This is a genomic window from Caulobacter segnis (genome assembly GCF_019931575.1).
GTDB classification, from domain to species: Bacteria; Pseudomonadota; Alphaproteobacteria; order Caulobacterales; family Caulobacteraceae; genus Caulobacter; species Caulobacter segnis_C.
The window spans coordinates 1,385,170-1,406,202 of record NZ_CP082923.1 but is presented as its reverse complement, the minus strand read 5'-3'; the positions used below and the strand labels follow the sequence as shown (position 1 = coordinate 1,406,202).

Annotated in this window: 19 protein-coding genes; 12 read left to right on the top strand and 7 right to left on the bottom strand. The window is 67.9% G+C overall.

The annotated features are described in order from the left end of the window. Positions 1–29: 29 nt before the first annotated feature. Positions 30–1,532, bottom strand: a complete 1,503-nt coding sequence (locus K8940_RS06530; RefSeq protein ID WP_223393943.1) for an NAD(P)/FAD-dependent oxidoreductase — start codon at positions 1,530–1,532, stop codon at positions 30–32. 129 nt (positions 1,533–1,661) lie between these two features. Then, entirely contained in the window at positions 1,662–2,405 is a 744-nt protein-coding gene (locus K8940_RS06525) for a hypothetical protein (protein WP_223393941.1), read from the bottom strand. A gap of 78 nt (positions 2,406–2,483) precedes the next feature. Here K8940_RS06525 and K8940_RS06520 point away from each other — a divergent pair, with 78 nt between their 5' ends. From K8940_RS06520 to K8940_RS06505, 4 genes are all read left to right on the top strand, one after another. Further along, positions 2,484–4,085: a winged helix-turn-helix domain-containing protein gene (locus K8940_RS06520; RefSeq protein ID WP_223393939.1), complete on the top strand. Its 1,602-nt coding sequence runs from the start codon at positions 2,484–2,486 to the stop codon at positions 4,083–4,085. 72 nt (positions 4,086–4,157) lie between these two features. Further along, entirely contained in the window at positions 4,158–4,640 is a 483-nt protein-coding gene (locus K8940_RS06515) for a hypothetical protein (RefSeq protein WP_223393937.1), read from the top strand. A 21-nt stretch (positions 4,641–4,661) separates the two neighbouring features. Further along, positions 4,662–5,120, top strand: a complete 459-nt coding sequence (locus K8940_RS06510; protein WP_223393935.1) for a hypothetical protein — start codon at positions 4,662–4,664, stop codon at positions 5,118–5,120. A 112-nt stretch (positions 5,121–5,232) separates the two neighbouring features. Beyond that, a complete protein-coding gene (locus K8940_RS06505; protein WP_223393933.1) occupies positions 5,233–5,838 on the top strand; it encodes a VOC family protein in 606 nt (201 codons plus the stop codon). Here K8940_RS06505 and K8940_RS06500 read toward each other — a convergent pair. Continuing rightward, on the bottom strand, positions 5,835–6,461 hold the full coding sequence (locus tag K8940_RS06500) for a glutathione S-transferase family protein (protein ID WP_223393931.1): 627 nt from the start codon (positions 6,459–6,461) through the stop codon (positions 5,835–5,837). The two genes, K8940_RS06505 and K8940_RS06500, sit on opposite strands and share 4 nt — an antisense overlap. A gap of 104 nt (positions 6,462–6,565) precedes the next feature. On the opposite strand from K8940_RS06500, the gene K8940_RS06495 reads away from it, so the two are divergent. The 4 genes from K8940_RS06495 to K8940_RS06480 all read left to right on the top strand — a co-directional run bounded on the left by K8940_RS06495 (position 6,566) and on the right by K8940_RS06480 (position 11,372). Continuing rightward, complete coding sequence (locus tag K8940_RS06495; protein ID WP_223393929.1) at positions 6,566–7,900, top strand: spinster family MFS transporter; 1,335 nt, start codon at positions 6,566–6,568, stop codon at positions 7,898–7,900. 108 nt (positions 7,901–8,008) lie between these two features. Next, a complete protein-coding gene (locus K8940_RS06490) occupies positions 8,009–9,511 on the top strand; it encodes a spinster family MFS transporter (RefSeq protein ID WP_223393927.1) in 1,503 nt (500 codons plus the stop codon). Positions 9,512–9,565: 54 nt separating this feature from the next. After that, positions 9,566–10,876 carry an adenylosuccinate lyase gene (gene purB / locus K8940_RS06485; protein WP_223393925.1) on the top strand — a complete coding sequence of 437 codons (1,311 nt, stop codon included), beginning with the start codon at positions 9,566–9,568 and terminating at the stop codon, positions 10,874–10,876. A gap of 7 nt (positions 10,877–10,883) precedes the next feature. Next, complete coding sequence (locus tag K8940_RS06480) at positions 10,884–11,372, top strand: DNA-deoxyinosine glycosylase (protein ID WP_223393923.1); 489 nt, start codon at positions 10,884–10,886, stop codon at positions 11,370–11,372. A gap of 12 nt (positions 11,373–11,384) precedes the next feature. Here the strand turns inward: K8940_RS06480 and K8940_RS06475 are convergent, their stop codons facing one another. The 3 genes from K8940_RS06475 to K8940_RS06465 are packed head-to-tail and all read right to left on the bottom strand — an operon-like array spanning position 11,385 to position 14,346. After that, positions 11,385–11,825: a cupin domain-containing protein gene (locus tag K8940_RS06475; RefSeq protein WP_223393920.1), complete on the bottom strand. Its 441-nt coding sequence runs from the start codon at positions 11,823–11,825 to the stop codon at positions 11,385–11,387. Positions 11,826–11,835: 10 nt separating this feature from the next. Next, complete coding sequence (locus K8940_RS06470) at positions 11,836–13,188, bottom strand: Gfo/Idh/MocA family protein (protein ID WP_223393918.1); 1,353 nt, start codon at positions 13,186–13,188, stop codon at positions 11,836–11,838. A 9-nt stretch (positions 13,189–13,197) separates the two neighbouring features. Continuing rightward, positions 13,198–14,346, bottom strand: a complete 1,149-nt coding sequence (locus K8940_RS06465; protein ID WP_223393916.1) for a Gfo/Idh/MocA family protein — start codon at positions 14,344–14,346, stop codon at positions 13,198–13,200. A 209-nt stretch (positions 14,347–14,555) separates the two neighbouring features. On the opposite strand from K8940_RS06465, the gene K8940_RS06460 reads away from it, so the two are divergent. The 4 genes from K8940_RS06460 (at position 14,556) to K8940_RS06445 (ending at position 20,441) form a co-directional block, all read left to right on the top strand. Then, entirely contained in the window at positions 14,556–16,550 is a 1,995-nt protein-coding gene (locus K8940_RS06460) for a M13 family metallopeptidase (RefSeq protein ID WP_223393914.1), read from the top strand. A 111-nt stretch (positions 16,551–16,661) separates the two neighbouring features. Next, positions 16,662–18,035: an ethanolamine ammonia-lyase subunit EutB gene (locus K8940_RS06455; protein WP_223393912.1), complete on the top strand. Its 1,374-nt coding sequence runs from the start codon at positions 16,662–16,664 to the stop codon at positions 18,033–18,035. Beyond that, positions 18,032–18,838 carry an ethanolamine ammonia-lyase subunit EutC gene (gene eutC / locus K8940_RS06450; RefSeq protein WP_223393910.1) on the top strand — a complete coding sequence of 269 codons (807 nt, stop codon included), beginning with the start codon at positions 18,032–18,034 and terminating at the stop codon, positions 18,836–18,838. The genes K8940_RS06455 and eutC overlap by 4 nt, the downstream gene beginning before the upstream one ends. A gap of 112 nt (positions 18,839–18,950) precedes the next feature. Beyond that, positions 18,951–20,441, top strand: a complete 1,491-nt coding sequence (locus K8940_RS06445; RefSeq protein ID WP_223393908.1) for an amino acid permease — start codon at positions 18,951–18,953, stop codon at positions 20,439–20,441. Between the two features lie 69 nt (positions 20,442–20,510). Here the strand turns inward: K8940_RS06445 and K8940_RS06440 are convergent, their stop codons facing one another. Beyond that, positions 20,511–20,828 (bottom strand): DUF1476 domain-containing protein, encoded by a 318-nt coding sequence (locus K8940_RS06440; protein WP_223393906.1) that lies wholly within the window; start codon positions 20,826–20,828, stop codon positions 20,511–20,513. Positions 20,829–21,033: the final 205 nt, after the last annotated feature.

The following is a 21,033-nucleotide window of genomic DNA, read 5'->3' as shown; positions in this document are numbered from 1 at the left end:
TGGCAGGCGCCGCCAGAGCCGATGCATGATCAGGCGGCGACCTTCTTGGGAACCGCGCGTTCGCTGCGCAGGGCCTCGCGGGCGCCCGAGACGCCGGCCTCGCCGTACTCGGCGTCCTCGTTGACCTCCCACACGTCGTGGACCGTCTCTCCGGCGATGATGTTCTCGGCCGTCAGCAGGCCGGTCATCATGGCGTGGTCCTGGTTGTTGTACTTGTGCATGCCGTTGCGGCCCACAAGGTGCAGGCCCGGGAAGTGCATCTTCAGATCCAGGCGGATCATCTTGATGTGCTCGGCATAGGCGTCGTCATAGACCGGATAGGCCTTGTGCTGGCGCACCACGCAGGCGTCGTAGACGTCGGCCGGATCCATCAGGCCGATCTTGCCGATCTCGCGCTTGGCCTGGGCGACCAGATTCTCGTCGGAGGTGGTCCAGAGGCCGTCGCCCTCGAAGCAGAAGTACTCCAGGCCCAGGCAGGTCGAGACGCCGTCCGGGATCATCTCCGGCGACCACGAGCGGAAGTTCTGCACACGGCCGACCTTCACCGACGGGTCATGGATGTAGATCCAGTTGTCCGGCAGCTCCTTCTGCGGCTTGCCGATCAGCACCACGGTGAGGAAGTCGCGGTACATAAGTTCGCCGGCATGGAAGACGCTGATCGGGGTCGGGCTGATCGACTGCATCAGCTCGCGGATCGGCGCGGACGAGACCACGTCGTCGGCCGTGTAGATCTCCTTGCCGCCGTCGGCGCGGGTCACCGAGACGGTCCAGATCCGGGCCAGCTTGTCGTAGTGCAGGCCATCGACCTTGCGGCCCATGCGCACCTGCCCGCCCAGGGCGGTGATCTTCTCGGCGCAGGCCTCCCACATCATGCCGGGGCCCTTGCGGGGATAGCGAAAGCTCTCGATCAGGGTCTTGGGCGCGCCCTTTCCCCCCGTCTTGGCCTTGACGCCCAGCGAGCGCTTGACGCCGTCGATGATCGCCGCGCCCAGGTCCAGGCCCTTGATGCGCTGACTGGCCCAGTCGGCCGAGATCTCGTCGCAGCTCATGCCCCACACCTTCTCGGTGTAGGTCTTGAAGAAGATCGAGAACAGCTTCTCGCCGAACTGGTTGCGGCCCCACTGGTGGAAGGTGGTCGGATTGTCGATCGGCTTGAACTTGGCCCAGCCGAACGAGGCCATGCACTTGGCGGCCGTCCAGACGCCCAGGTTGGCCAGGGCCTCGAAGGCCTTCAGCGGATAGGCGTAGAACTTCTCGCGGTAATAGATCCGCGACAGGCGCGGGCGGTCGATGAAGTCGTCGGGCAGGATCTCGTTCCAGAGGTCGACGATCTCCTTGCTCTTCGAGAAGAAGCGGTGACCGCCGATGTCGAACTTGAAGCCCTTGTAGTCGACGGTCCGGCTGATGCCGCCGAAATAGGTCGGATCCATCTCCAGCACGGTCACCTCGCGGCCCGCCTTGGCCAGGGCGTAGGCGGTCGTCAGGCCGGCCGGACCGGCGCCGATCACCAGGGTTTCCACGTGCTGGGCCATCTGCGCCCCTCCAATCCCGCTCTGGGCAAATCTCGTTGCGACGCAGGATGGGGGGCGATGGTTAAGGCTGGCTCCCCGCGCGTGGTGAATCCCGGTTAATCGTGAATGCGGGACGATTGGCCGCGGCGATCAGGCGACCAGGCCCGACGCCCACCGCGCGAAGGCCAGCCAGACCGGATTTTGCCAGACGAACAGGATGCCCACCGTGGCGCTCAGCACCACCACGCCGCCCAGCAGGGTGGAGCGATGCGGACGCCGGTCGGTAACCAAGTCCCAGGCGATCAGCGCCACCGTGTAGATGTTCGGAAGGAAGAACGCCCCGATCAGGAACGGGATGAAGGGCATGCGGGCGAAGGCCGCGCCGATCATCGCGGCCATGCCCAGGACCATCAGGCGCTTGTGCGCACCGGGCGTGCGGCGCAGGGCCAGAGCGGTCAGGAACAGGATCGCGCAGCCGACCATGGCGATCAGCGGCAGCGCCATCATCATGTACGGATCGATCGGCAGGCCGGCCAACCGCTTGCTCAGGTTCAGGCCGGTGAGAGTCCCGACGACCAGCATCGACAGCACCATCGGCAGGCCGATCAGGCCCAGCCTCATGTGCAGGTCCCGCCGTCCGGCCGCGACGAAGCTGGTCTGGACGACGAACAGCAGGATCCAGGCGCTGAACAGCATCGCGTGCGCATGGACCAGCGGCGACGGCGGCAGGACGGTGGCCTGCGACGGCAGGAGGGCGCGGAAATAGTAGGTGCGGCCGAAGCCGATCAGCACCGCCAGAAGCAGGCTGGCGGCCAAGGCGGTGAAGAAGACCTGCTCACCGGACAGCTTCCGCGTGGAAGCCCTGCCTGAGGGAATAGCGATGTCGATGGGCATGCGTGTCTCCTGACCGTTGGCCGCCGGTGGTCGGGATCGCAGCGAGGCCGCCTGATGGACAGGACGTCGAACCGATGATTGCCTGATGAAACGCCGATCAAGCCGCGCTATGGGGCTGGCGAGGGGACCGGGGACGACCACGTGGGCGAGAGCATTCAGCCGATCGATCTGGCGCGCGCGCCCGACCTGGCGCTGGGCCGCGTCCTTGTTCGTCCGTCCCTGCGCCAGGTGATCGACGCCGACGACCGCGAAACCTTGCTGGAGCCGCGCGTCATGCAGGTGCTGGTCGCCCTGGCCAGGGCGGACGGCGCCATCGTCAGCCGCGACGACCTGATCACGGCCTGCTGGTCGGGCCGGATCGTCGGCGAGGACGCCATCCATCGTGTGATCTCGCGTCTGCGACGCCTGGCCGACGACACCCGCGCCTTCCGCATCGAGACCATCACCAAGGTCGGCTACCGGCTGCTGGTCGAAGGCGCAGGCGAAGGCGCTTCGGCCGCGACGCTAAGACCCCCTCCCCGCTTCGACCGCCGCTGGGTGGTCGGGGCCGCCGTCCTGGCCGCCGCCGTCCCCGGCGCCGGACTGCTGCTGGGCCGCCGCTGGCTGGCGCCCGCCAAGCCCGACATCGCGCCGCTGATCGCCCAGGCCGCCACCGCCCTGCAGCAGGGCACCGCCGAAAGCAACGATCAGGCGATCGGCCTGCTCAAACGCGCCGTCGAGCTGCGCCCCGACCATGCCGAGGCCTGGGGCCTGCTAGCCTTCTGCTACGCGGCCGCATCCCAGAGCCGGGCGCCGCAATTCGAGGCCGACCTCACCACCCGCGCCGACGAAGCCGCTCGGCGCGCCGAGGCCTTGGAGCCCGGCGAGGCCTATGCCCGCGCGGCGCGGATCTTCATGACCCCGCGCCTGGGCCAGTGGGCGCGGAACGAGCGAGCCCTTCGCGACCTGCTGGCCAAGTATCCCGAGAACCGTTTCGTCGACATAATGCTATCGGATCTCCTGGGCTGCGTTGGCCGCTGGCGCGAGGCCGCGACCCTGGCCGACTCAGCCACGGCCGTCGATCCGCCACCGCCCGCCATGGCCCATCGTCACGTCCAGGCCTTGTGGGCCGCCGGTCGGCTGGAAGAGGCCGACCGCGCCATGACCAGGGCCTTTTCGCTCTACCCGACGCACTTCGGGGTCTGGTTCACCCGTTTCCACCTACTGCTCTACACGGGCCGGATTCGCGAGGCCCTGGCCCAGGCCGACAATGTCGAAAGCCGGCCCGAGAACGTCGACGAGGATAATTTCAAGCAGGCCCAGTTGGTCGCCGGAGCCATGCTGGGCGGCGCTCCCGCCGACGTGGATCGCGCCATCGCATACGTGCTGGCCGCCGCCGGACAAGGCGCGGGTCATGCCGAGAACGCGATCCAGTACGCCTGCGGCCTGGGTCGGCCCGAAACTGCCGTCCGGATCTGCGAAGCCTACTATTTCGGCAAGGGGTTCAAGGTCGCGGATGTGCGCTTCTCGGCGCGCCTGAAGGTCTACACCCACGCCAACAATCGCCGCACGCATTTCCTGTTCCTCCCGTCGACGGCGGCCTTGCGCGCTCAGCCGGCGTTCGCATCCCTGACCGAGGCCCTCGGCCTGGACGCCTACTGGCGCGAGACGCAGACGCGGCCCGACTATCAAGTCGCCTAGACGACATTTCGCATCCTTCTGGGCGCGAGGCGCGTTGTGGAGGCCGAGGGACCTTCACTGGCGAGGATCGACATGCCCCGTCTCATCATCATTGGCCTGGCCGTCGGCGCCATGGCTCTTCCCGCCGTCATGGCGCCCACCGACGCGAACGCCGCGTCCTGCCGCAGCCGCAAGGCCACCGGGACCGTCATCGGCGGCCTGGGGGGCGCCCTGGTCGGCAACGCGATCTCCAAGGGCGGCGGCGGCCTGCTGATCGGCGGCGTCGGCGGCGCGCTGGTCGGCCGCCAGATCGGCAAGAGCGGCTGCCATCGCACCCGCACCGTCTACTACGAAGGCGGCTCGCGCGGCGCTTCCTATCAAGCCGCCCAACCGGCTCCGGTTCGCCAAGTCTACTACGATCACATGGGCAATCCGGTCGCCAGCGGGCAGGTCCAGAACGGGACCTTCCAGCAGGTGTCTGCTCCGGTCGGCGGCGTCTGTCGCGACGCCAACATTTCCTACTACGACGACCGCGGTCGCTTGAACTCGCGCGCCGTCCAGATCTGCCCCCGCTAAGAACAGACGGAAATCAAAAACATGATCCGCAAACCCGTGATGGCCGTCGCGGCCCTCGCCGCCCTGAGTCTCGCCGCGTGCGACAACCGCCACGACGCGATGGTCAACCCGAAGATCTGCGCCGACTTCAAGGCCAATCCCGGCGCCACCGCCGCGGCCGACCCGTCGACGCCGGTCGAGGAATGCACGCGCCGCTGGGCCTATAGCCTGGCCGGCTCGAAGGACGGCGCCGAGGTGGTGGCCGACGCCGTGGTCGCCGCCTGCGCCGCCCAGCTGAGCAAGTGGAACCAGGCCTCGCTGGGCCAGGCCGCGCCCGGCAGCGGCGAGCAGGCGCTGAGCCTGACCACCGGCCAGCCGACCAACCCGCTGGCCGAGCACAGCGCCTTCGCCCAGGGCCGCGCCCTGTTCTACGTCGTCCAGGCCCGCGCCGGCCGCTGCAGCCCGCCGCCGGCCAAGAACGGGGTTCCGGAAGGCCTCTGAGAGGGCCTCTAGGACTCGTCATCTCCCTGTGGCAGGGTCGGAGCCGGACGCCGCTCCGCATCGGGCAAGCGCACCGCCGCCCCTGCCCGCCTCCACAGGGATTTCACGAGCGATGACCGCATCGATCTCGAACATCAGGTTCGGCCGCCTGGCCGCGTCCGCCTTCACGCGCGACATCCAGGCGTCCTGCGCCTTCTACCGCGACGTCCTGGGCTTTGAGAAAACCTTCCAGAACGGCGATCCCGTCGGCTTCATGATCCTGGAGAAGGACGCGGCCGAGCTGCATCTGAGCCTGGTCAGGGACCACAAGTCCTCGACCACCAATATCGCCCACCTGCTGGTCGACGATGTCGACGCCCTGCATGACCGCCTGGTCGCCGCCGGCGTCCGGATCATCAAGTCGCTGGCCGACAAGGACTACGGCCTGCGGGCCTTCGTCTTCGCGGACCTGGATGGCAACCGCATCGACGTCGGTCAGCCGCTCACGCCCGCCGAGCCGATGCGCTTCGAGAACCGCGACATGGCGGGCGCGATCTTCGACGACGTGAACCTGGCGAACGCGAACTTCGGCAACGCCAACCTGAGCGGCGCGCGCCTGACCAACGTCAATCTCAGCGGCGTCTCGATCGACGACGCCAAGATCGACGGGCTGACCATCTTCGGCATGGACATCCAGACGCTGATCCGCGCCGAGCTGGCTCGGCGGCGCGCCGACTAGCCCTTCGCGGCGCGCTCCCACTCCAGGAACTCCGGCGTCTCCAGCAGGCGCTCGGCATAGGCCCCGGCCGCGCCGGTGTCGCCGTAGTCCGACAGGCGAATCTCGTAGCCGCGGAAGCGCGTCGCCACCGGCGTGTAGAAGGCGTCGACGATCGACCACTCGCCCAGCAGGAACGGGCCGCCCGAACGCTCGAGCAACTGGTTCCAGCGCTCGACGATCTTGCGCACGTCCTTCTGGGTGGCCTCGGAGATGTCCAGCTTGCGCGGCGCTTCCTCCAGCGCCATCGGGCATTCGCCGCGCAGCGACTGGAAGCCCGAGTGCATTTCGGCGGCGGCCGACCGGCCCAGCGCCCGGAGCGCCGGATCGTCAGGCCACAGCTTGGCGTCGGGGAACTTCTCGGCCAGGTACTCGCAGATCGCGAGCGAGTCCCAGACCACCAGGTCGCCGTCCTTCAGCGCCGGAGCCAGCCTGCTGGGCGAGTAGGCGGCAATGTCGGCCGTGGTGGCGTCGCCTCGACGCAGCGCGATCTCGATCTCCTTGAACGACGCCCCCGTACGCTTCAGGGCCAGCCACGGACGCAGCGACCAGGTGGACCAAGCCTTGGTGCCGATCACGAGTTCCATGGCGCTCTCCCTCATCCCCGGCGAAAATGCCGGATGGCCATCGGGCTTAGCCTGCGTCTAAGGTGACCTCAACGATTAGAACAACTGTTCGAGGGAGAGCGCCCATGGCGGAAGCGGCCACGCCGTCGCCGGTCATCAACCCGGTCTCGACGGGTTATCGTCGTTACGCCCTGTGGGTCCTGCTGATCATCTACACCCTGAACTTCCTGGACCGGCAGGTGGTCAACATCCTGGCCGAGCCGATCAAGCGCGACCTGGGTCTGGCCGACTGGCAGCTGGGCATGATGACGGGCCTGGCCTTCGCGGTCTTCTATACGGTGCTGGGCATTCCGATCGCGCGGATCGCCGAGACGAAGAACCGGCCCGTCATCATCGGCGCCTCCGTCGCGGCCTGGAGCGCCTTCACGGTGCTGTGCGGCTTCACCCAGAACTTCTGGCAATTGATCCTGGCCCGCATCGGCGTGGGCGTCGGCGAGGCTGGCTGCACGCCGCCGGCCCACTCGCTGATCACCGACTACGTGCCGCGCGAGAAGCGGGCCAGCGCCATCGCCTTCTATTCGATTGGCACGCCGCTGGGCACCCTGGCCGGCATGGCGATGGGCGGGCTGGTCGCTGACGCCTATGGCTGGCGCGCGGCCTTCATGGTCGCCGGCGCGCCGGGCGTCCTCTTCGCCCTGGTCGCGGCCCTCACCCTGGTCGAGCCGCGCAAGAAACTGGCCGCCGAGATGGCCGCCCGCGCCAGTTCGCAGATCAGCTTCGCCGCCGCGCTCGCGGTGCTAGCGACCAAGAAGACCTTCTGGCTGGTGGCCCTGGCCGCCTCGATCAAGGCTTTCATCGGCTATGGCCACGCGCCGTTCACCGCTTCGTTCTTCTTCCGCAACCACGGACCGGAACTGGCTCAGCTGGCCTCGACCTTCGGCCTGAAGTCGGCGGGGTTCTTGGGGTTGGCCCTCGGCCTGATTGGCGGCACGGCTGGGGTGATCGGCGCCTGGCTGGGCGGGGTCTTCGCCGACCGCCTCGGGGCCAAGGATCTGCGCGCCTATGTGACCGTGCCGGCGATCGCCTCGGTAATCACCATTCCGATCTACATCACCGCCGTCAGCCTGGACGCGCCGATGACCGCCATCGGTCTGCTGGCGATCAACGCCCTGCTGGGAACCCTGTGGTACGGCCCGGTCTACGCCACCGCCCAGAGCATCGTCGATCCGGCCCTGCGAGCCACGGCCTCGGCCGTGCTGCTGCTGATCATCAACCTGATCGGCCTGGGTCTGGGCCCGCTGGCCGTAGGCATCCTCAGCGACGTGCTGTCTGGCCACATGGGTCTTGGCGAAGCCCAGGGCGTGCGCTGGGCGCTGATCGCCTCGGCCACGCTGGGCCTGGCCGCGTTCGGCCTGTTCTGGGCGGCCCGCAACAGCATCCGCGAAGAGATGGTCGCCTAGTTTCCGGGGCGCGCCGGAGGCTCGAAATTTAGCCCCTGGCGCTTTGCCTTCCGCTCCGTCACAGTCCCTTCAAAGATTAGAACAAATGTTTGAAGGGAGAGAGTCAGGATGGCCGACGCGCGTGCGTCCGGCGGCGATCGGCCGCTTTATTCGAATGGCTATAAGGCGACAGTGCTGGGGCTCCTGCTGGCCGCCTACACCTTCAACTTTATCGACCGGACGATCATCGCCACCATCGGTCAGGCCATCAAGGTCGACCTCAAGCTGACCGACACCCAGCTGGGTTTGCTGGGCGGCCTCTACTTCGCCCTGCTCTACACGATCCTGGGCATCCCGATCGCCCGCCTGGCCGAGCGCTGGAACCGCGTGACCATCATCTCGCTGTCGCTGGTCATCTGGTCGGGCTTCACCGCCCTGTGCGGCGCGGCGACGAGCTTCGCCCAGCTGGCCCTGTTCCGCTTCGGCGTCGGGGTCGGCGAGGCCGGCTGCTCGCCGCCCAGCCATTCTCTGATCAGCGACTATTACGAGCCCAAGAAGCGCGCCTCGGCCCTGTCGATCTACTCGTTCGGCATCCCGCTGGGCACCATGTTTGGCGCAGTGGCCGGCGGCTGGCTGGCCCAGGAGTTCAGCTGGCGCGTGGCCTTCGTGATCGTCGGCCTGCCCGGCGTAATCCTGGCCCTGATCGTCAAGCTGGTGATCAAGGAACCGCCGCGCGGTCACTCCGAGATCATCGAGCGCCCCCTGGAAGCCGAGAACCTGGTGGTCGAGCCCGCGCCGAAGCCCGCCTTCTCCATGGCCAACGAGTTCTCCGAACTCTGGGCCGTGACCAAAATCCTGTTCGGCAAGTGGCCGGTGCTGCACATGGTTCTGGGGGTGACCATCGCCTCGTTCGGCTCGTACGGCTCGGGCGCGTTCGTACCGCCCTACTTCGTGCGCACCTACGGCCTGGGCTTGGCGCAGGTGGGACTGATCGTCGGACTGATCGGCGGGTTCTCCGCCGGGATCGGTACCCTGGTCGGCGGCTTCCTGACCGACTGGGCCGGCAAGAAGAGCTTCAAGTGGTACGCCCTGACCCCGGCCATCGGCCTGATCGTTTGCACGCCGATCTATATCAGCGCCTATCTGCAGACCCACTGGCAGACCACCGCCCTGATCCTGCTGATCCCCGGCATCTTCCACTACACCTACCTGGCCCCGACCTTCGCCGTGGTCCAGAACTCGGTCGAGCCGCGCCGCCGCGCCACCGCCACGGCCCTGCTGTTCTTCTTCCTGAACCTGATCGCCCTGGGCGGCGGGCCGGTCTTCACCGGCTGGCTGATCGACCACCTGGCGCAGTTCAACTTCAACAACCCCGGCTCGACCGGCATCCTGCACGCCCTGGCCGGATCGTTCGGCGATCCCGGCGCCCAGAGCTTCGGGGCCAGCTGCCCCGGCGGCTTGGCCCCCAAGGGCTCCGCGCCCGAACTGGCCAAGGCCTGCGCCGGCGCCATGGCCCGCTCGACCCAGCAGGGCATCATCGTCTCGCTATGCTTCTACGCCTGGGCCGGCGTCCACTACGGCCTGGCCGCCATCGGCCTGGCCAAGCACATGAGGGAACGGGCTGGAGCATAAGTAATAAGCCTCTTCCCTTGACTCCCGGGGCGGTCGGGCCGAAACGGCCGCCCCATGATCAGCCGCTATGCCCGCCCCGAAGCCGCCGCCATCTGGTCCAGCCAGACCAAGTACAAGATCTGGTTCGAGATCGAGGCCCACGCCGCCGACGCCATGGCCGAGATCGGGACCATCCCGAAGCTCGCCGCCGAGACGATCTGGGAAAAGGGCCGCGACGCGGTCTGGGACAGCGACCGCATCGACGAGATCGAGCGCGTCACCAAGCATGACGTCATCGCCTTCCTGACCCACGTGTCGGAAATCGTCGGCCCCGAAGCCCGCTTCCTGCACCAGGGCATGACCAGCAGCGACGTGCTGGACACCTGCTTCGCCGTGCAGCTGTCGCGCGCCACCGACCTCCTGCTGGAAGACGTCGACCTGGTCCTGAAGGCGCTGAAGCGCCGGGCCATGGAACACAAGATGACCGTCTGCGTCGGCCGCAGCCACGGCATCCACGCCGAACCGATCACCTTCGGCTTGAAGCTGGCCGGCTACTACGCCGAGTTCCAGCGCGCCAAGGAGCGCCTGGCGATGGCCAAGTTCGAGATCGCCACCTGCGCGATCTCGGGCGCCGTCGGCACCTTCGCCAATGTCGACCCGCGCGTCGAACAGCACGTGGCCGACAAGATGGGCCTGGCCGTCGAGCCGGTCTCGACCCAGGTGATCCCGCGCGACCGCCACGCCGCCTATTTCGCGGCCCTGGGCGTCGTGGCCTCGTCGGTCGAGCGCCTGGCCACCGAGATTCGCCACCTGCAACGCACCGAGGTCCTGGAAGCCGAGGAGCCGTTCGATCCGGGCCAGAAGGGCTCGTCGGCCATGCCGCACAAGCGCAACCCGATCCTGACCGAGAACCTGACGGGCCTGGCCCGCCTGGTCCGTTCGGCCGTGGTCCCGGCGATGGAGAACGTCGCCCTCTGGCACGAGCGCGATATCAGCCACTCGTCGGTCGAGCGCGGCATCGGCCCCGACGCCACCATCCACCTCGACTTCGCGCTGCGCCGCCTGGCCGGCGTCATCGAGCGCTTCAACATCTATCCCGACAACATGGCCAAGAACCTGGACAAGCTGGGAGGCCTCGTTTTCTCGCAGCGCGTCATGCTGGCCCTGACCCAGGAAGGCGTCAGCCGCGAGGACGCCTATGCGGCGGTCCAGGGCAACGCCATGAAGGTCTGGCGCGGCGAAGGCCGGTTCATCGACTTCCTGAAGGCCGATCCGGTGGTCTCGAAGGCGCTGTCCGACAGCGTGCTCGAGGAGCTGTTCGACTACGGCTACCACACCAAGAACGTCGACGTGATCTTCAAGCGCGTCTTCGGGGAACAGGCCTAATTCGCCCATGACCCGCAAGGCGGGCTTCCCTCCGGTCGTCGACGCGAACACACGCGTCCTGATCCTGGGCAGCCTGCCGGGCGAGGCCTCGCTGGCCGTCCAGCAGTACTATGGCAATCCGAGGAACGCCTTCTGGCGGCTGATGGAAGGCGTGCTGGGCGTGGCGCTCGTGGCGCTGAACTACGAGGCGCGCTTGACGGCGCTGCTCGCCCACGGCGTCGGCCTGTGGGACGTCATCGCCGAGGCCGAGCGCCCCGGCAGCCTGGATGCGGCGATCCGCGATCCGGCGGCGAATGACCTGCTGGCGCTGGTGGAGACGCTGCCGGCGCTTCGGGTTGTCGCCTTCAATGGCGGTACGGCGGCCAAGCTGGGCGAGCGGCTGATCGGCGGGCGGATCCCGACGATCGCCCTACCCTCGTCTTCTCCAGCGCATGCGGCGCGGACGTTCGAGCATAAGGCGCAGGCTTGGGCCGCTCTCAAAAACCCTCTCTCTTAGAGAGAGGGATTTCTAGTGCGACTTCTCCGTCTTGAAATTGATCACGTGATAGACCGCATCCGTGGTCCCCACATTCCGCAACGCATGCGGGCTGTTGCTGGCGTTGAACACCACCCCGCCCGGGCCGACCTTCTTCCAGACCCCGCCCGACAGCACCTCGACCTCGCCTTCGCGGATGATCACCAGCTCCTCGTTCGGATGCGTATGCGGTGCGTGCGAACTCAGTCCCGGCTTCAACGTCGTGACGTGCATCTCCAACTCCTCCAGCGTCGCCGTCGGCGCGCGGACGATCTGGGCGTAGGCGCCGACGTCGGTGTCGTGGGACTTGATCTCGTCCCAGCGCCAGACCGACGGGCCCAGCAACGCCGGCTTGGGCGCCTGGGCGACGGCGACGCCGGCCAAGGTCAGCGCCACCGCCCCGGCGGCGATGGCGAGGTCTCGTCTGGTGATCATCGCCAGGCTCCTAGAACGTGTACGGCTTGCGCTGCGGACGGCTGATCATCGCGTTGGCCTCATCGTCGCCGATGAAGCGCTCGGCCTTGGGGTCCCAGCGCAGCCGCCGGCCGGTCTTCATGGCCGCATGATGCAGCAGACAGGTGGTGCAGGCGCGGTGGCCGACCTCGGCCGGGGCCGACGGCGACTTGCGCGTCCGGATCGAGTCCAGCCAGTCGCCGTGCTGCTCCTCGGACTTGCGCAGGTGGATCTCGTTCGGCCCAATCACGCTGTCCAGGATCTTGGGGTTGCTGGCGGCCAGGGCTGGAGTCGGCTTGCCGCCGAAGCTGGGATCGCTGGACGTCACGGCGGCGTCGCGGGCGACGAAGATCCAGCCCTCGGTCCCGATGAACTTCACCCCGTTGGGGAAGTCGCCCGAGATGTCCATGGTCACGCCGTTGGCGTAGCGGGCATGGGTCAGGAACTTGCCGTGGACGTTCCACAGGCCGCTCTTGGGAAACTCGGCCGAGCCCCAGATCTCGACCGGACCCGAGTGCTCCATATCCATGCCCCAGTGGGCGGTGTCGACATGGTGCGCGCCCCAGCCGGTGATCATGCCCGCGCCGAACTGCTCGCAACGCAGCCAGCCCGGACGGTCGAAGGAGCCCTGCGGATGCACCCGCATCTCGGTGTAGTAGGCCTCCGGCGTCGAGCCCAGCCAGGCGTCGTAGTTCAGATTGGCCGGGATCGGCTGCTCCGGCGCCTGGTGACCCGAGGGATCGCCCGGCAGGCCGACCTCGACATGCTTGAGCTGGCCGATGCGGCCGTTGCGGACCAGTTCGCAGGCGCGGCGGAACTGCGGCCACGGCCTGTCCGAGCGCTGCTGCGAGCCGATCTGCAGGATGCGGCCGGTGGCGGCGACGGCGTCGGCCATGGTCCGGCCCTCGGCGATGGTCAGCGAGGCCGGCTTCTGCAGATAGACGTCCTTGCCGGCCCTGACCGCGTGGACGGCCAGGATGGCGTGCTGGTGGTCGGGCGTGGCGATGATCACCGCGTCCAGGTCCTTGGCGGCCAGCAACTCGTGATAGTCGCCATAAATCCGGGCGCTGTCCCAGGAGCGGCCGAACTTCTTCGTATAGGTCTCGTCGACCAGCTGCTTGCCCAGGGCCAGGCGCTTGGAGTCGACGTCGCAGACCGCCAGGATCTGGGCGTGGTCGTACTTGAACGTCTCGACCATGTCGTGGCCGCGCGCGATGCGACCGACGCCGATGACGCCGATATTGATGCGGTTCGACGGCGCGCTCTGGCCGAGGACCGTGGCCGGTACGATGGTCGGGAAGGCGATGCCGGCGGCCAAAATCCCACGACGGGTGAGCTTGCTCATCGTTCCCTCCTAGCCCAGCACCGGACGGGTCGCGGTCTTCTGCGCCGTCAACACCAGCTCGGCGGCCAACAGGGCCTGGTCCTGGTCCTGGGCGACGGAAGTGCGCTCGACGATGTCGGTGACGAACTGCGGCCCGAAGGGCATCTGGACCTGACTGCAGTCGATGTGGCGAGCCTGCTTCCTGTCGACGATCAGCAGGTGATTGCCGCCGGGGCGGCCCGTGGGGTCGATATATTTGCGCAGCTCGATATAGCCCTCGGTCCCGAGGATGAAGAGCCGCCCGTCGCCCCAGACGCCCAAGCCGTCGGGCGTGTACCAGTCGACCCGCACATAGCCCGTGCCGCCATCGCCGACGCAGGTCATGTCGCCGAAGTCCTCGAAATTGGGATGGTCGGGGTTGGCGAAGTTGCCCGCCTGGCTGGCCACGACCTTGGCGGTCTTGCTGCCGGTGTAAAACAGGAACTGGTCGGCCTGGTGCGAGCCGATGTCGGTCAGGATGCCGCCGTAACGGGCCTTGTCCCAGAACCAGTCCGGACGTCCCGTGCCGATGCGGTGCGGCGCCAGGTTCACCGTCTGCACCACCTTGCCGATCGCGCCGGCATTGACCAACTCGCCAGCCTTGATCGCCGACGGCACTTCCAGCCGTTCGGAGTACATGATCGCGTATTTGCGGCCGGTCTTCTTCACCGCCGCGCGGACCTGAGCCAGCTGCTCCAGGGTGATGATGCCCGGCTTGTCGGCCAGGTAGTCCTTGCCGGCGGCCATCACCTTCAGGCCCAGCGGCGTGCGCTGGTCGGGGATGGGCGCGGCGGCGACCAGCTGGATCGACTTGTCGTTCAGGATCTGGTCGATGCTGGCGGCCACCGGCACGTCGCCGTGCTGAGCCTTGAAGTCGGCCAGCTGCTTGGCGTCATCGCCATAGGCATAGACCCAGGCGCACTCGCCGCCGCCCCGCTTCACGGCCGCCGTCATGCTCATGATGTGGTAGTGGTCGAGGCCGATCACCGCGAACTTGATCTTGTGCTTGGGCGTTAGGGCCGGCCCCGGCGCGGCGACCTCGGTGGTGGCTGTTTGGGCCATCGCCCCGCCGCCGGCCAAGGCCGCGCCGCCCACACCGGCCGCCATCATGAATGTACGACGGCTCGCAAGATCGTTCATCGTTTCCTCCGCCACGCGCCAGCTTGCCTGACCACTTATTGATGGTGATCAGACCACCAAAACCCGGGCATGAGAATACCTCTCGAAGTCGTAGTCGCCCAACCGGTGGTCGCGACGGCGGCCTCATCTCACATTACGGGAAATTCATCTGCGCCCGGCCCGCGCTTGGGGCAGCATCCCCGCCTTCTGAGGGGTTTGGGATCCAACACATGCGCATCTTCCTGCTGGCCGCCGTTTCGGTCGCCGCGATCTCGGGCGCGGCCTTCGCCGCCGACAAGCCGATGTACGGCGCCTGGGGCGTCGACCTGACGGCCGGCGACAAGACCGTCAAACCCGGCGACGACTTCAACAAGTTCGCCAACGGCGCCTGGGAGAAGAAGACGACCATCCCCGCCGACCAGGCCTCGGCCGGCGTCGGATACGACGTCTTCAACCGCTCGCAGGACCAGCTACGCACCCTGATCGAGACCGCCGACGCCTCGACGCCCATCGGCGGCCTGTACAAGAGCTTCTTCGACGAGGCCAAGGTCGAGCAGATCGATGACGCGCCGCTGAAAGCCGACCTGGCCGCCATCGCCGCCGTCTCGTCCAAGGCCGAACTGGCCAAGACCCTGGGCCAGGCCCACGGGGGATTCGGCCCCGACCTGTTCTCGCTGGACATCTATCCGGACGCCAAGAACCCCGAGCTCAACACCCTCTATATCGGCCAGTCCGGCCTCGGTTTGCCCGATCGCGACTACTATCTGACCGCCGACTTCAAGCCGCAGCTGGACGCCTACAAGGCCTTCGCCGAGCGGGCGCTGAAGATGGCCGGCTACGCCGATCCGGCCAAGTCGGCCGCCGACGTCGTCGCCTTCGAGACCGCCATCGCCAAGGTCAGCTGGCCCGTGGCCGACCGCCGCGACATCGACAAGATCTACAATCCCGTCAGCCTGGCCGAGCTGCAGGCCTACGCCCCCGAGATTCCGTGGACGGACTACCTGGCCGCCGCCGGGATCACCGGGCGCAGCCAGGTGGTGCTGGGCGAGAAGACCGCCGTCCGCGACATCGCCAAGCTGTTCGCCGATACGCCGCTGGAGACCCTGAAGGCCTGGCGCGCGGTGCAGGGCGTGCAGGAGATGTCGCCCTATCTCTCCAAGCGCTTCGTCGACAGTCGCTTCGAGTTCGTGAAGGTGCTGAGCGGCCAGACCCAGCTGCGTCCCCGCTGGAAGCGCGGCGTCACCCTGGTCGACGGCAGCCTGGGCGAGCTGGTCGGCCAGGCCTATGTCGCCAAGTACTTTCCGCCGTCATCCAAGGCCCAGATGGTCGAGCTGATCGCCAATCTGAAGGTCGCCATGGCCGAGCGCATCAACAAGGCCCCGTGGATGGCCCCGGCCACCAAGCAGGCGGCCCTGACCAAGCTGTCGAAGATGTCGGTGATGGTCGGCTATCCCGACAAGTGGCGCGACTATTCGGGCCTGAAGATCGACGCCGGCGACCTCTACGGCAACGTCCGCCGCAGCGGCGCCTTCGAGTGGGCCTACCAGCTGAACGACCTGGGCAAGCCGGTCGACCATGGCAAGTGGGGTATGACCCCGCAGACCGTGAACGCCTACAACGGCGGCCTGGAGAACAAGATCGTGTTCCCGGCCGGCATCCTGCAGGCGCCCTATTTCGACCCGGCCGCCGACCTGGCGGTGAACTACGGCGCGATCGGCGCGGTGATCGGCCACGAGATCAGCCACGGCTTCGACGACCAGGGCCGCAAGATCGACGACACCGGCAAGCTGCGCGACTGGTGGACCGCCGAGGACGCCAAGCGCTTCGAGGCCCAGGCCGCCGTGCTGGGCGGCCAATACGGGACCTACGAGCCGGTGCCGGGCATGAAAATCAATCCGGCCCTGACCATGGGCGAGAACATCGCCGACCTGGCCGGTCTGCAGGTGGCCTATGACGCCTACCACGCCGCGCTGAAGGGCAAGCCCGCCCCGGTGATCGACGGCATGACCGGCGACCAGCGCTTCTTCCTGGCCTTTGCCCAATCGTGGCAGGACAAGTCGCGCGACGACTCCCTGAAGCAGCAGATGGCCTCGGACCCGCACTCGCCGTCGAACTTCCGGGTCATCGGCCCGACCCGCAATGTCGACGCCTGGTACGCCGCCTTCGGCGTCAAGCCGGGCGACAAGTTCTACCTGCCGCCGGAGAACCGTTCGCGCATCTGGTAGGCGACGGACTGATCAACGCGAGAGCACAGGCGGGGGCGTCCCATCGGCGTCCCCGCTTCGGCTTTGCGGCCAGGTCGTTCCGGGGCATCCTCCTGTGATCACGGAGGAAGCATGAGCTTCGCCTCGACCATCGGCGCGACGACGTGGCGGTTCGACGGCCTGGCCGATCTGATGGCCAAAGCCTCGCCGCCGCGCTCGGGCGACGCCCTGGCCGGGATCGCCGCGACCAGCGCCCAGGAAAACGTCGCCGCCAAGCAGGCCCTGGCCGATGTCCCGCTGAAGACCTTCCTGTCCGAAGCCCTGGTTCCCTACGAGACCGACGAGGTCACCCGCCTGATCCTGGACGAACACGACGCGGCGGCCTTCGCGCCGGTGTCATCCCTGACCGTCGGCGAGTTCCGCGACTGGCTGCTGTCGGAGGCCGCCAGCCCCGCCGCCCTCGCCCGGCTGGCGCCTGGCCTGATCCCCGAGATGGCCGCCGCCGTCAGCAAGATCATGCGCAACCAGGATCTGATCCTGGCCGCCAGCAAATGCCGGGTGACGACCCGTTTCAGGAACACCATCGGCCTGCCCGGGACCATGGCCGTGCGGCTGCAGCCCAATCATCCCACTGACGACCCGGCCGGGATCACCGCCTCGATCCTGGACGGCCTGCTGTACGGGTGCGGCGACGCCGTGATCGGCATCAATCCGGCCAGCGACAACCTGTCGGTGCTGGGCGACCTGCTGCGGCTGATGGACGACCTGATCCAGCGGTTCCAGATCCCGACCCAGTCGTGCGTCCTGACCCACGTGACCAGCGCCGTCGAGTTGGTCGAGCGCGGCGCGCCAGTCGATCTGGTCTTCCAGTCGATCGCCGGAACCGAGGCCGCCAACGCCAGCTTCGGCGTCACCCTGGCCCTGCTGAAAGAGGGCCTCGACGCCGGCCGCTCACTGAAGCGCGGGACGGTCGGCGACAACGTCATGTATTTCGAGACCGGCCAGGGCTCGGCCCTGTCGGCGGGCGCGCACCACGGCGTCGACCAGCAGACCCTGGAGGCCCGCGCCTACGGCGTCGCCCGCGCCTTCCAGCCGCTGCTGGTCAATTCGGTCGTCGGCTTCATCGGCCCCGAATACCTCTACGACGGCAAGCAGATCATCCGGGCCGGACTGGAGGACCACTTCTGCGGCAAGCTGCTGGGTGCGCCGCTGGGGGTGGACGTCTGCTACACCAACCACGCCGAGGCCGACCAGGACGACATGGACAGCCTGTTGACCCTCTTGGCCACGGCGGGCGTCACCTTCGTCATGGGCGTGCCGGGCGCCGACGACGTGATGCTGAACTACCAGTCGACCTCGTTCCACGACGCCCTCTATGTCCGCGAGCTCCTGGGCCTGAAGCGCGCGCCCGAGTTCGAGGCCTGGCTGGAGCGACTGAAGATCACCAGCGCCGACGGCCGCCTGGCCCCGCCGCGCGCCGGCCACCCGCTGCTGGCCAGCGCATGAGCCAGCCGGTCCCACCCGATCCATGGAGCGCTCTGCGCGCCCGCACCCCGGCCCGCATCGCCATCGGCCGCTCGGGGGCCAGCCTGCCCACCCGCGAGGTTCTGGCCTTCTCCCTGGCCCACGCCCAGGCGCGGGACGCGGTCCACACGCCGTTCGACGCGCGGGGCGTGGCCGAGGCGATCGAGGCGCTGGACCTCGCCGCCGTCCAGGTCGACAGCGCCGCCGGCGATCGCGCCACCTATCTGCGCCGACCGGACCTGGGCCGCCGCCTGTGCGACGCCAGCCGCATCGCCATGGCGTCCCGGCGCGGCCCGTGCGACCTGGCCATCGTCGTCGCCGACGGCCTGTCCAGCACCGCCGTCCACGCCCACGCCGCGCCGCTGATCGCGGCCCTGCTGCCCTTCGCGCGCGCCGAGGGATGGAGCCTCGCGCCCGTCACCGTCGCCGGCCAGGCGCGGGTGGCCCTGGGCGACGAGGTCGGCGAGCTCTTGGGCGCACGGCTCGTCCTTTTGCTGGTCGGCGAGCGACCGGGCCTATCCTCGCCCGACAGCCTGGGCGCCTATCTGACCTTCCAGCCGCGCGTCGGCCGCACGGACGCCGAACGCAACTGCGTCTCCAACATCCGCGGCGAGGGCCTGACCTATGACCAGGCCGCCTTCAAGCTGGCCTGGTTGATGCGCGAGGCGCTGCGCCTGTCGATTACCGGCGTGGCCTTGAAGGACGAGAGCGACACCGATGTCCTGCCTCACGCCGCATCCAGCGCGGCGATCGCCCGCGATTTGGACGAACCGCGTTCGACGTGATGAAATAGTGACCGGCCGTCGGGGCCGGGCTTCGAACACATCTTCCAGGACTCGTCTCCCGACGAACGCGGGGCGCAACCTTGGCGTCCATGGCCATGGCGGAGGGACGATCATGAGCGAACCGGTGGGCGGCGGCGTCAGCTACGAGAAGGTCGAGGACGGCTACTTCGAAAAACGCGGCCTCAAGCGCTATGCGGGGGTGTTCTCGCTGTGGGCGCTGGGGGTCGGGGCGGTGATTTCGGGCCAGTTCTCGGGCTGGAACCTGGGGATGGGGACCGGCGGCTGGGGCGGCATGTTCGTCGCCACCCTGATCATCACCGTCATGTATCTGGGCCTGACCTTCTCGATCGCCGAGATGGCGGCGGCCCAGCCGCACACAGGCGGGGCTTATTCCTTCGCGCGATCGGCGATGGGCCCGTGGGGCGGCTTCGTCACCGGCCTCTGCGAGAACGTCGAATACGTGCTGACCGCTGCGGTCGTCTGCTTCTTCATCGGCAGCTATCTGGGCGGCATCTTCGAGACGCCCAGCTGGGCCCAGCCCCTGTACTGGATCGGGGCCTATGTGGTGTTCGTGGGGCTGAACGCCGGCGGGGTGGCGATGTCGTTCCGCTTCACGGTGTTCATCACCCTGCTGGCCCTGGCTTGCCTGGCGGTGTTCTGGATCAGCGCCCTGCCCCACGCCGACTTCGGCAAGTACGCCCTGAACGTCGGCCCCGGCGGGACCGAGCTGAAGGACGGCCACGGTCCGTTCCTGCCGGCGGGCGTCGGCGGGGCCCTGGCCCAGTTGCCGTTCGCGGTCTGGCTGTTCCTGGCCATCGAGCAACTGCCGCTGGCCGCTGAGGAATCCCACACGCCGCAGCGCGACCTGCCCAAGGGCATCATCCTGGGCATGCTGACCCTGATCGTCTCGGCCCTGCTGGTGCTGTGGCTGAACAGCTCGATCCCGGCCGGGACCTTCGCTCTCTCCAAGTCGGGCGAGCCGATCCTGGACGGCTTCCGGGCGATCTACGGCGGCTCGCTGGCCAAGGTTCTGTCGGCGGTGGCCGTGGCCGGCCTGATCGCCAGCTTCCACGCGATCATCTTCGCCTATGGCCGGCAGATCTATTCGCTGTCACGGGCCGGCTACTTCCCCCGCGCCCTGTCAGTGACCCACGGCGTACGCAAGACGCCGGACGTGGCGCTGATCACCGGCTCGCTGGCCGGCCTGGCCGTGATGCTGGTCGTCTGGTTCGCCCTGGGCGCCGAGAAGGGCGCGGCGGTGATCGGCGGCACCCTGCTGAACATGGCCGTGTTCGGGGCCATGCTGTCCTACGTGGCGCAGGGCCTGTCCTACATCCTGCTACGCCGGAAGTTCCCGCTGATGGAACGCCCCTACAAGAGCGTGTTCGGCGTCGGCGGCGCGGCCCTGACCGTGATCATTTCGCTGGTGACGATCTTCTACCAGCTGAAGGACCCGGTCTATCGGACCGGCGTCATCGGCGTGGCCATCTGGTTCGCGGTCGGCATCGCCTACTTCGCCGCCTTCGGCCGCAAGAAGCTGGTGCTGTCGCCGGAAGAAGCCTTCGCCATGAGCGGCGGCAAGACGGCCTACGAGACGCATTAAGGCTCGTCGCAGGCATGAAAAAGGCCGCCCCTCGGGGCGGCCTCGTTCAAGGCGCTAAGGCGTTGGGGTTTATTCGCCGGCCTTGATCTGCTCGCGGGCCACGGCCAGCAGTTCCTGCATCTTCATGCGAACCTCGCCCTCGGTCGTCGAAACGCCCGAACCCTTCAAGTCTTCGAAGACCTTGCGCAGCACGTCCTCGTCGCCGGGCTGCTCGAAGTCGGACTTGACCACGGCACGCGCGTATTCCTCGACCGTCGCCAGGCCCATCAGGCCGGCGGCCCACTCGCCCAGCAGGCGGTTGCGGCGCGCGGTCGCCTTGAACTCGATTTCCTGGTCGTGCGCGAACTTGCGTTCGAAACCCTGCTCGCGTTCGTCGAAGGTGGTCATGAAGGCCCCAAAAGCGTCTGAGCCGGCTGCATATATCGTGGCGGTCTCCGCCGCAATCGGCGGATAGGCCGCAGGCGACGTTTCCGGCCCAACCATAGACCAAAAGACCCAGGTTTGTTTGCGCGGTCGCGCTCATTCAGGTAGGTTCCACAGGACATTTTTTAGTGAGCGGCCTTGAGTCGAACGCCGCGCGCAGCTATCCGCC

What these genes read in the sequence shown, in the direction of transcription:
- K8940_RS06530 (WP_223393943.1), bottom strand. Translation starts at nt 1,532, where the DNA reads ATGGCCCAGCACGTGGAAACCCTGGTGATCGGCGCCGGTCCGGCCGGC.
- K8940_RS06525 (WP_223393941.1), bottom strand. Translation starts at nt 2,405, where the DNA reads ATGCCCATCGACATCGCTATTCCCTCAGGCAGGGCTTCCACGCGGAAG.
- K8940_RS06515 (WP_223393937.1), top strand. Translation starts at nt 4,158, where the DNA reads ATGCCCCGTCTCATCATCATTGGCCTGGCCGTCGGCGCCATGGCTCTT.
- K8940_RS06510 (WP_223393935.1), top strand. Translation starts at nt 4,662, where the DNA reads ATGATCCGCAAACCCGTGATGGCCGTCGCGGCCCTCGCCGCCCTGAGT.
- K8940_RS06505 (WP_223393933.1), top strand. Translation starts at nt 5,233, where the DNA reads ATGACCGCATCGATCTCGAACATCAGGTTCGGCCGCCTGGCCGCGTCC.
- K8940_RS06500 (WP_223393931.1), bottom strand. Translation starts at nt 6,461, where the DNA reads ATGGAACTCGTGATCGGCACCAAGGCTTGGTCCACCTGGTCGCTGCGT.
- K8940_RS06495 (WP_223393929.1), top strand. Translation starts at nt 6,566, where the DNA reads ATGGCGGAAGCGGCCACGCCGTCGCCGGTCATCAACCCGGTCTCGACG.
- K8940_RS06490 (WP_223393927.1), top strand. Translation starts at nt 8,009, where the DNA reads ATGGCCGACGCGCGTGCGTCCGGCGGCGATCGGCCGCTTTATTCGAAT.
- purB (WP_223393925.1), top strand. Translation starts at nt 9,566, where the DNA reads ATGATCAGCCGCTATGCCCGCCCCGAAGCCGCCGCCATCTGGTCCAGC.
- K8940_RS06480 (WP_223393923.1), top strand. Translation starts at nt 10,884, where the DNA reads ATGACCCGCAAGGCGGGCTTCCCTCCGGTCGTCGACGCGAACACACGC.
- K8940_RS06475 (WP_223393920.1), bottom strand. Translation starts at nt 11,825, where the DNA reads ATGATCACCAGACGAGACCTCGCCATCGCCGCCGGGGCGGTGGCGCTG.
- K8940_RS06470 (WP_223393918.1), bottom strand. Translation starts at nt 13,188, where the DNA reads ATGAGCAAGCTCACCCGTCGTGGGATTTTGGCCGCCGGCATCGCCTTC.
- K8940_RS06465 (WP_223393916.1), bottom strand. Translation starts at nt 14,346, where the DNA reads ATGAACGATCTTGCGAGCCGTCGTACATTCATGATGGCGGCCGGTGTG.
- K8940_RS06460 (WP_223393914.1), top strand. Translation starts at nt 14,556, where the DNA reads ATGCGCATCTTCCTGCTGGCCGCCGTTTCGGTCGCCGCGATCTCGGGC.
- K8940_RS06455 (WP_223393912.1), top strand. Translation starts at nt 16,662, where the DNA reads ATGAGCTTCGCCTCGACCATCGGCGCGACGACGTGGCGGTTCGACGGC.
- eutC (WP_223393910.1), top strand. Translation starts at nt 18,032, where the DNA reads ATGAGCCAGCCGGTCCCACCCGATCCATGGAGCGCTCTGCGCGCCCGC.
- K8940_RS06445 (WP_223393908.1), top strand. Translation starts at nt 18,951, where the DNA reads ATGAGCGAACCGGTGGGCGGCGGCGTCAGCTACGAGAAGGTCGAGGAC.
- K8940_RS06440 (WP_223393906.1), bottom strand. Translation starts at nt 20,828, where the DNA reads ATGACCACCTTCGACGAACGCGAGCAGGGTTTCGAACGCAAGTTCGCG.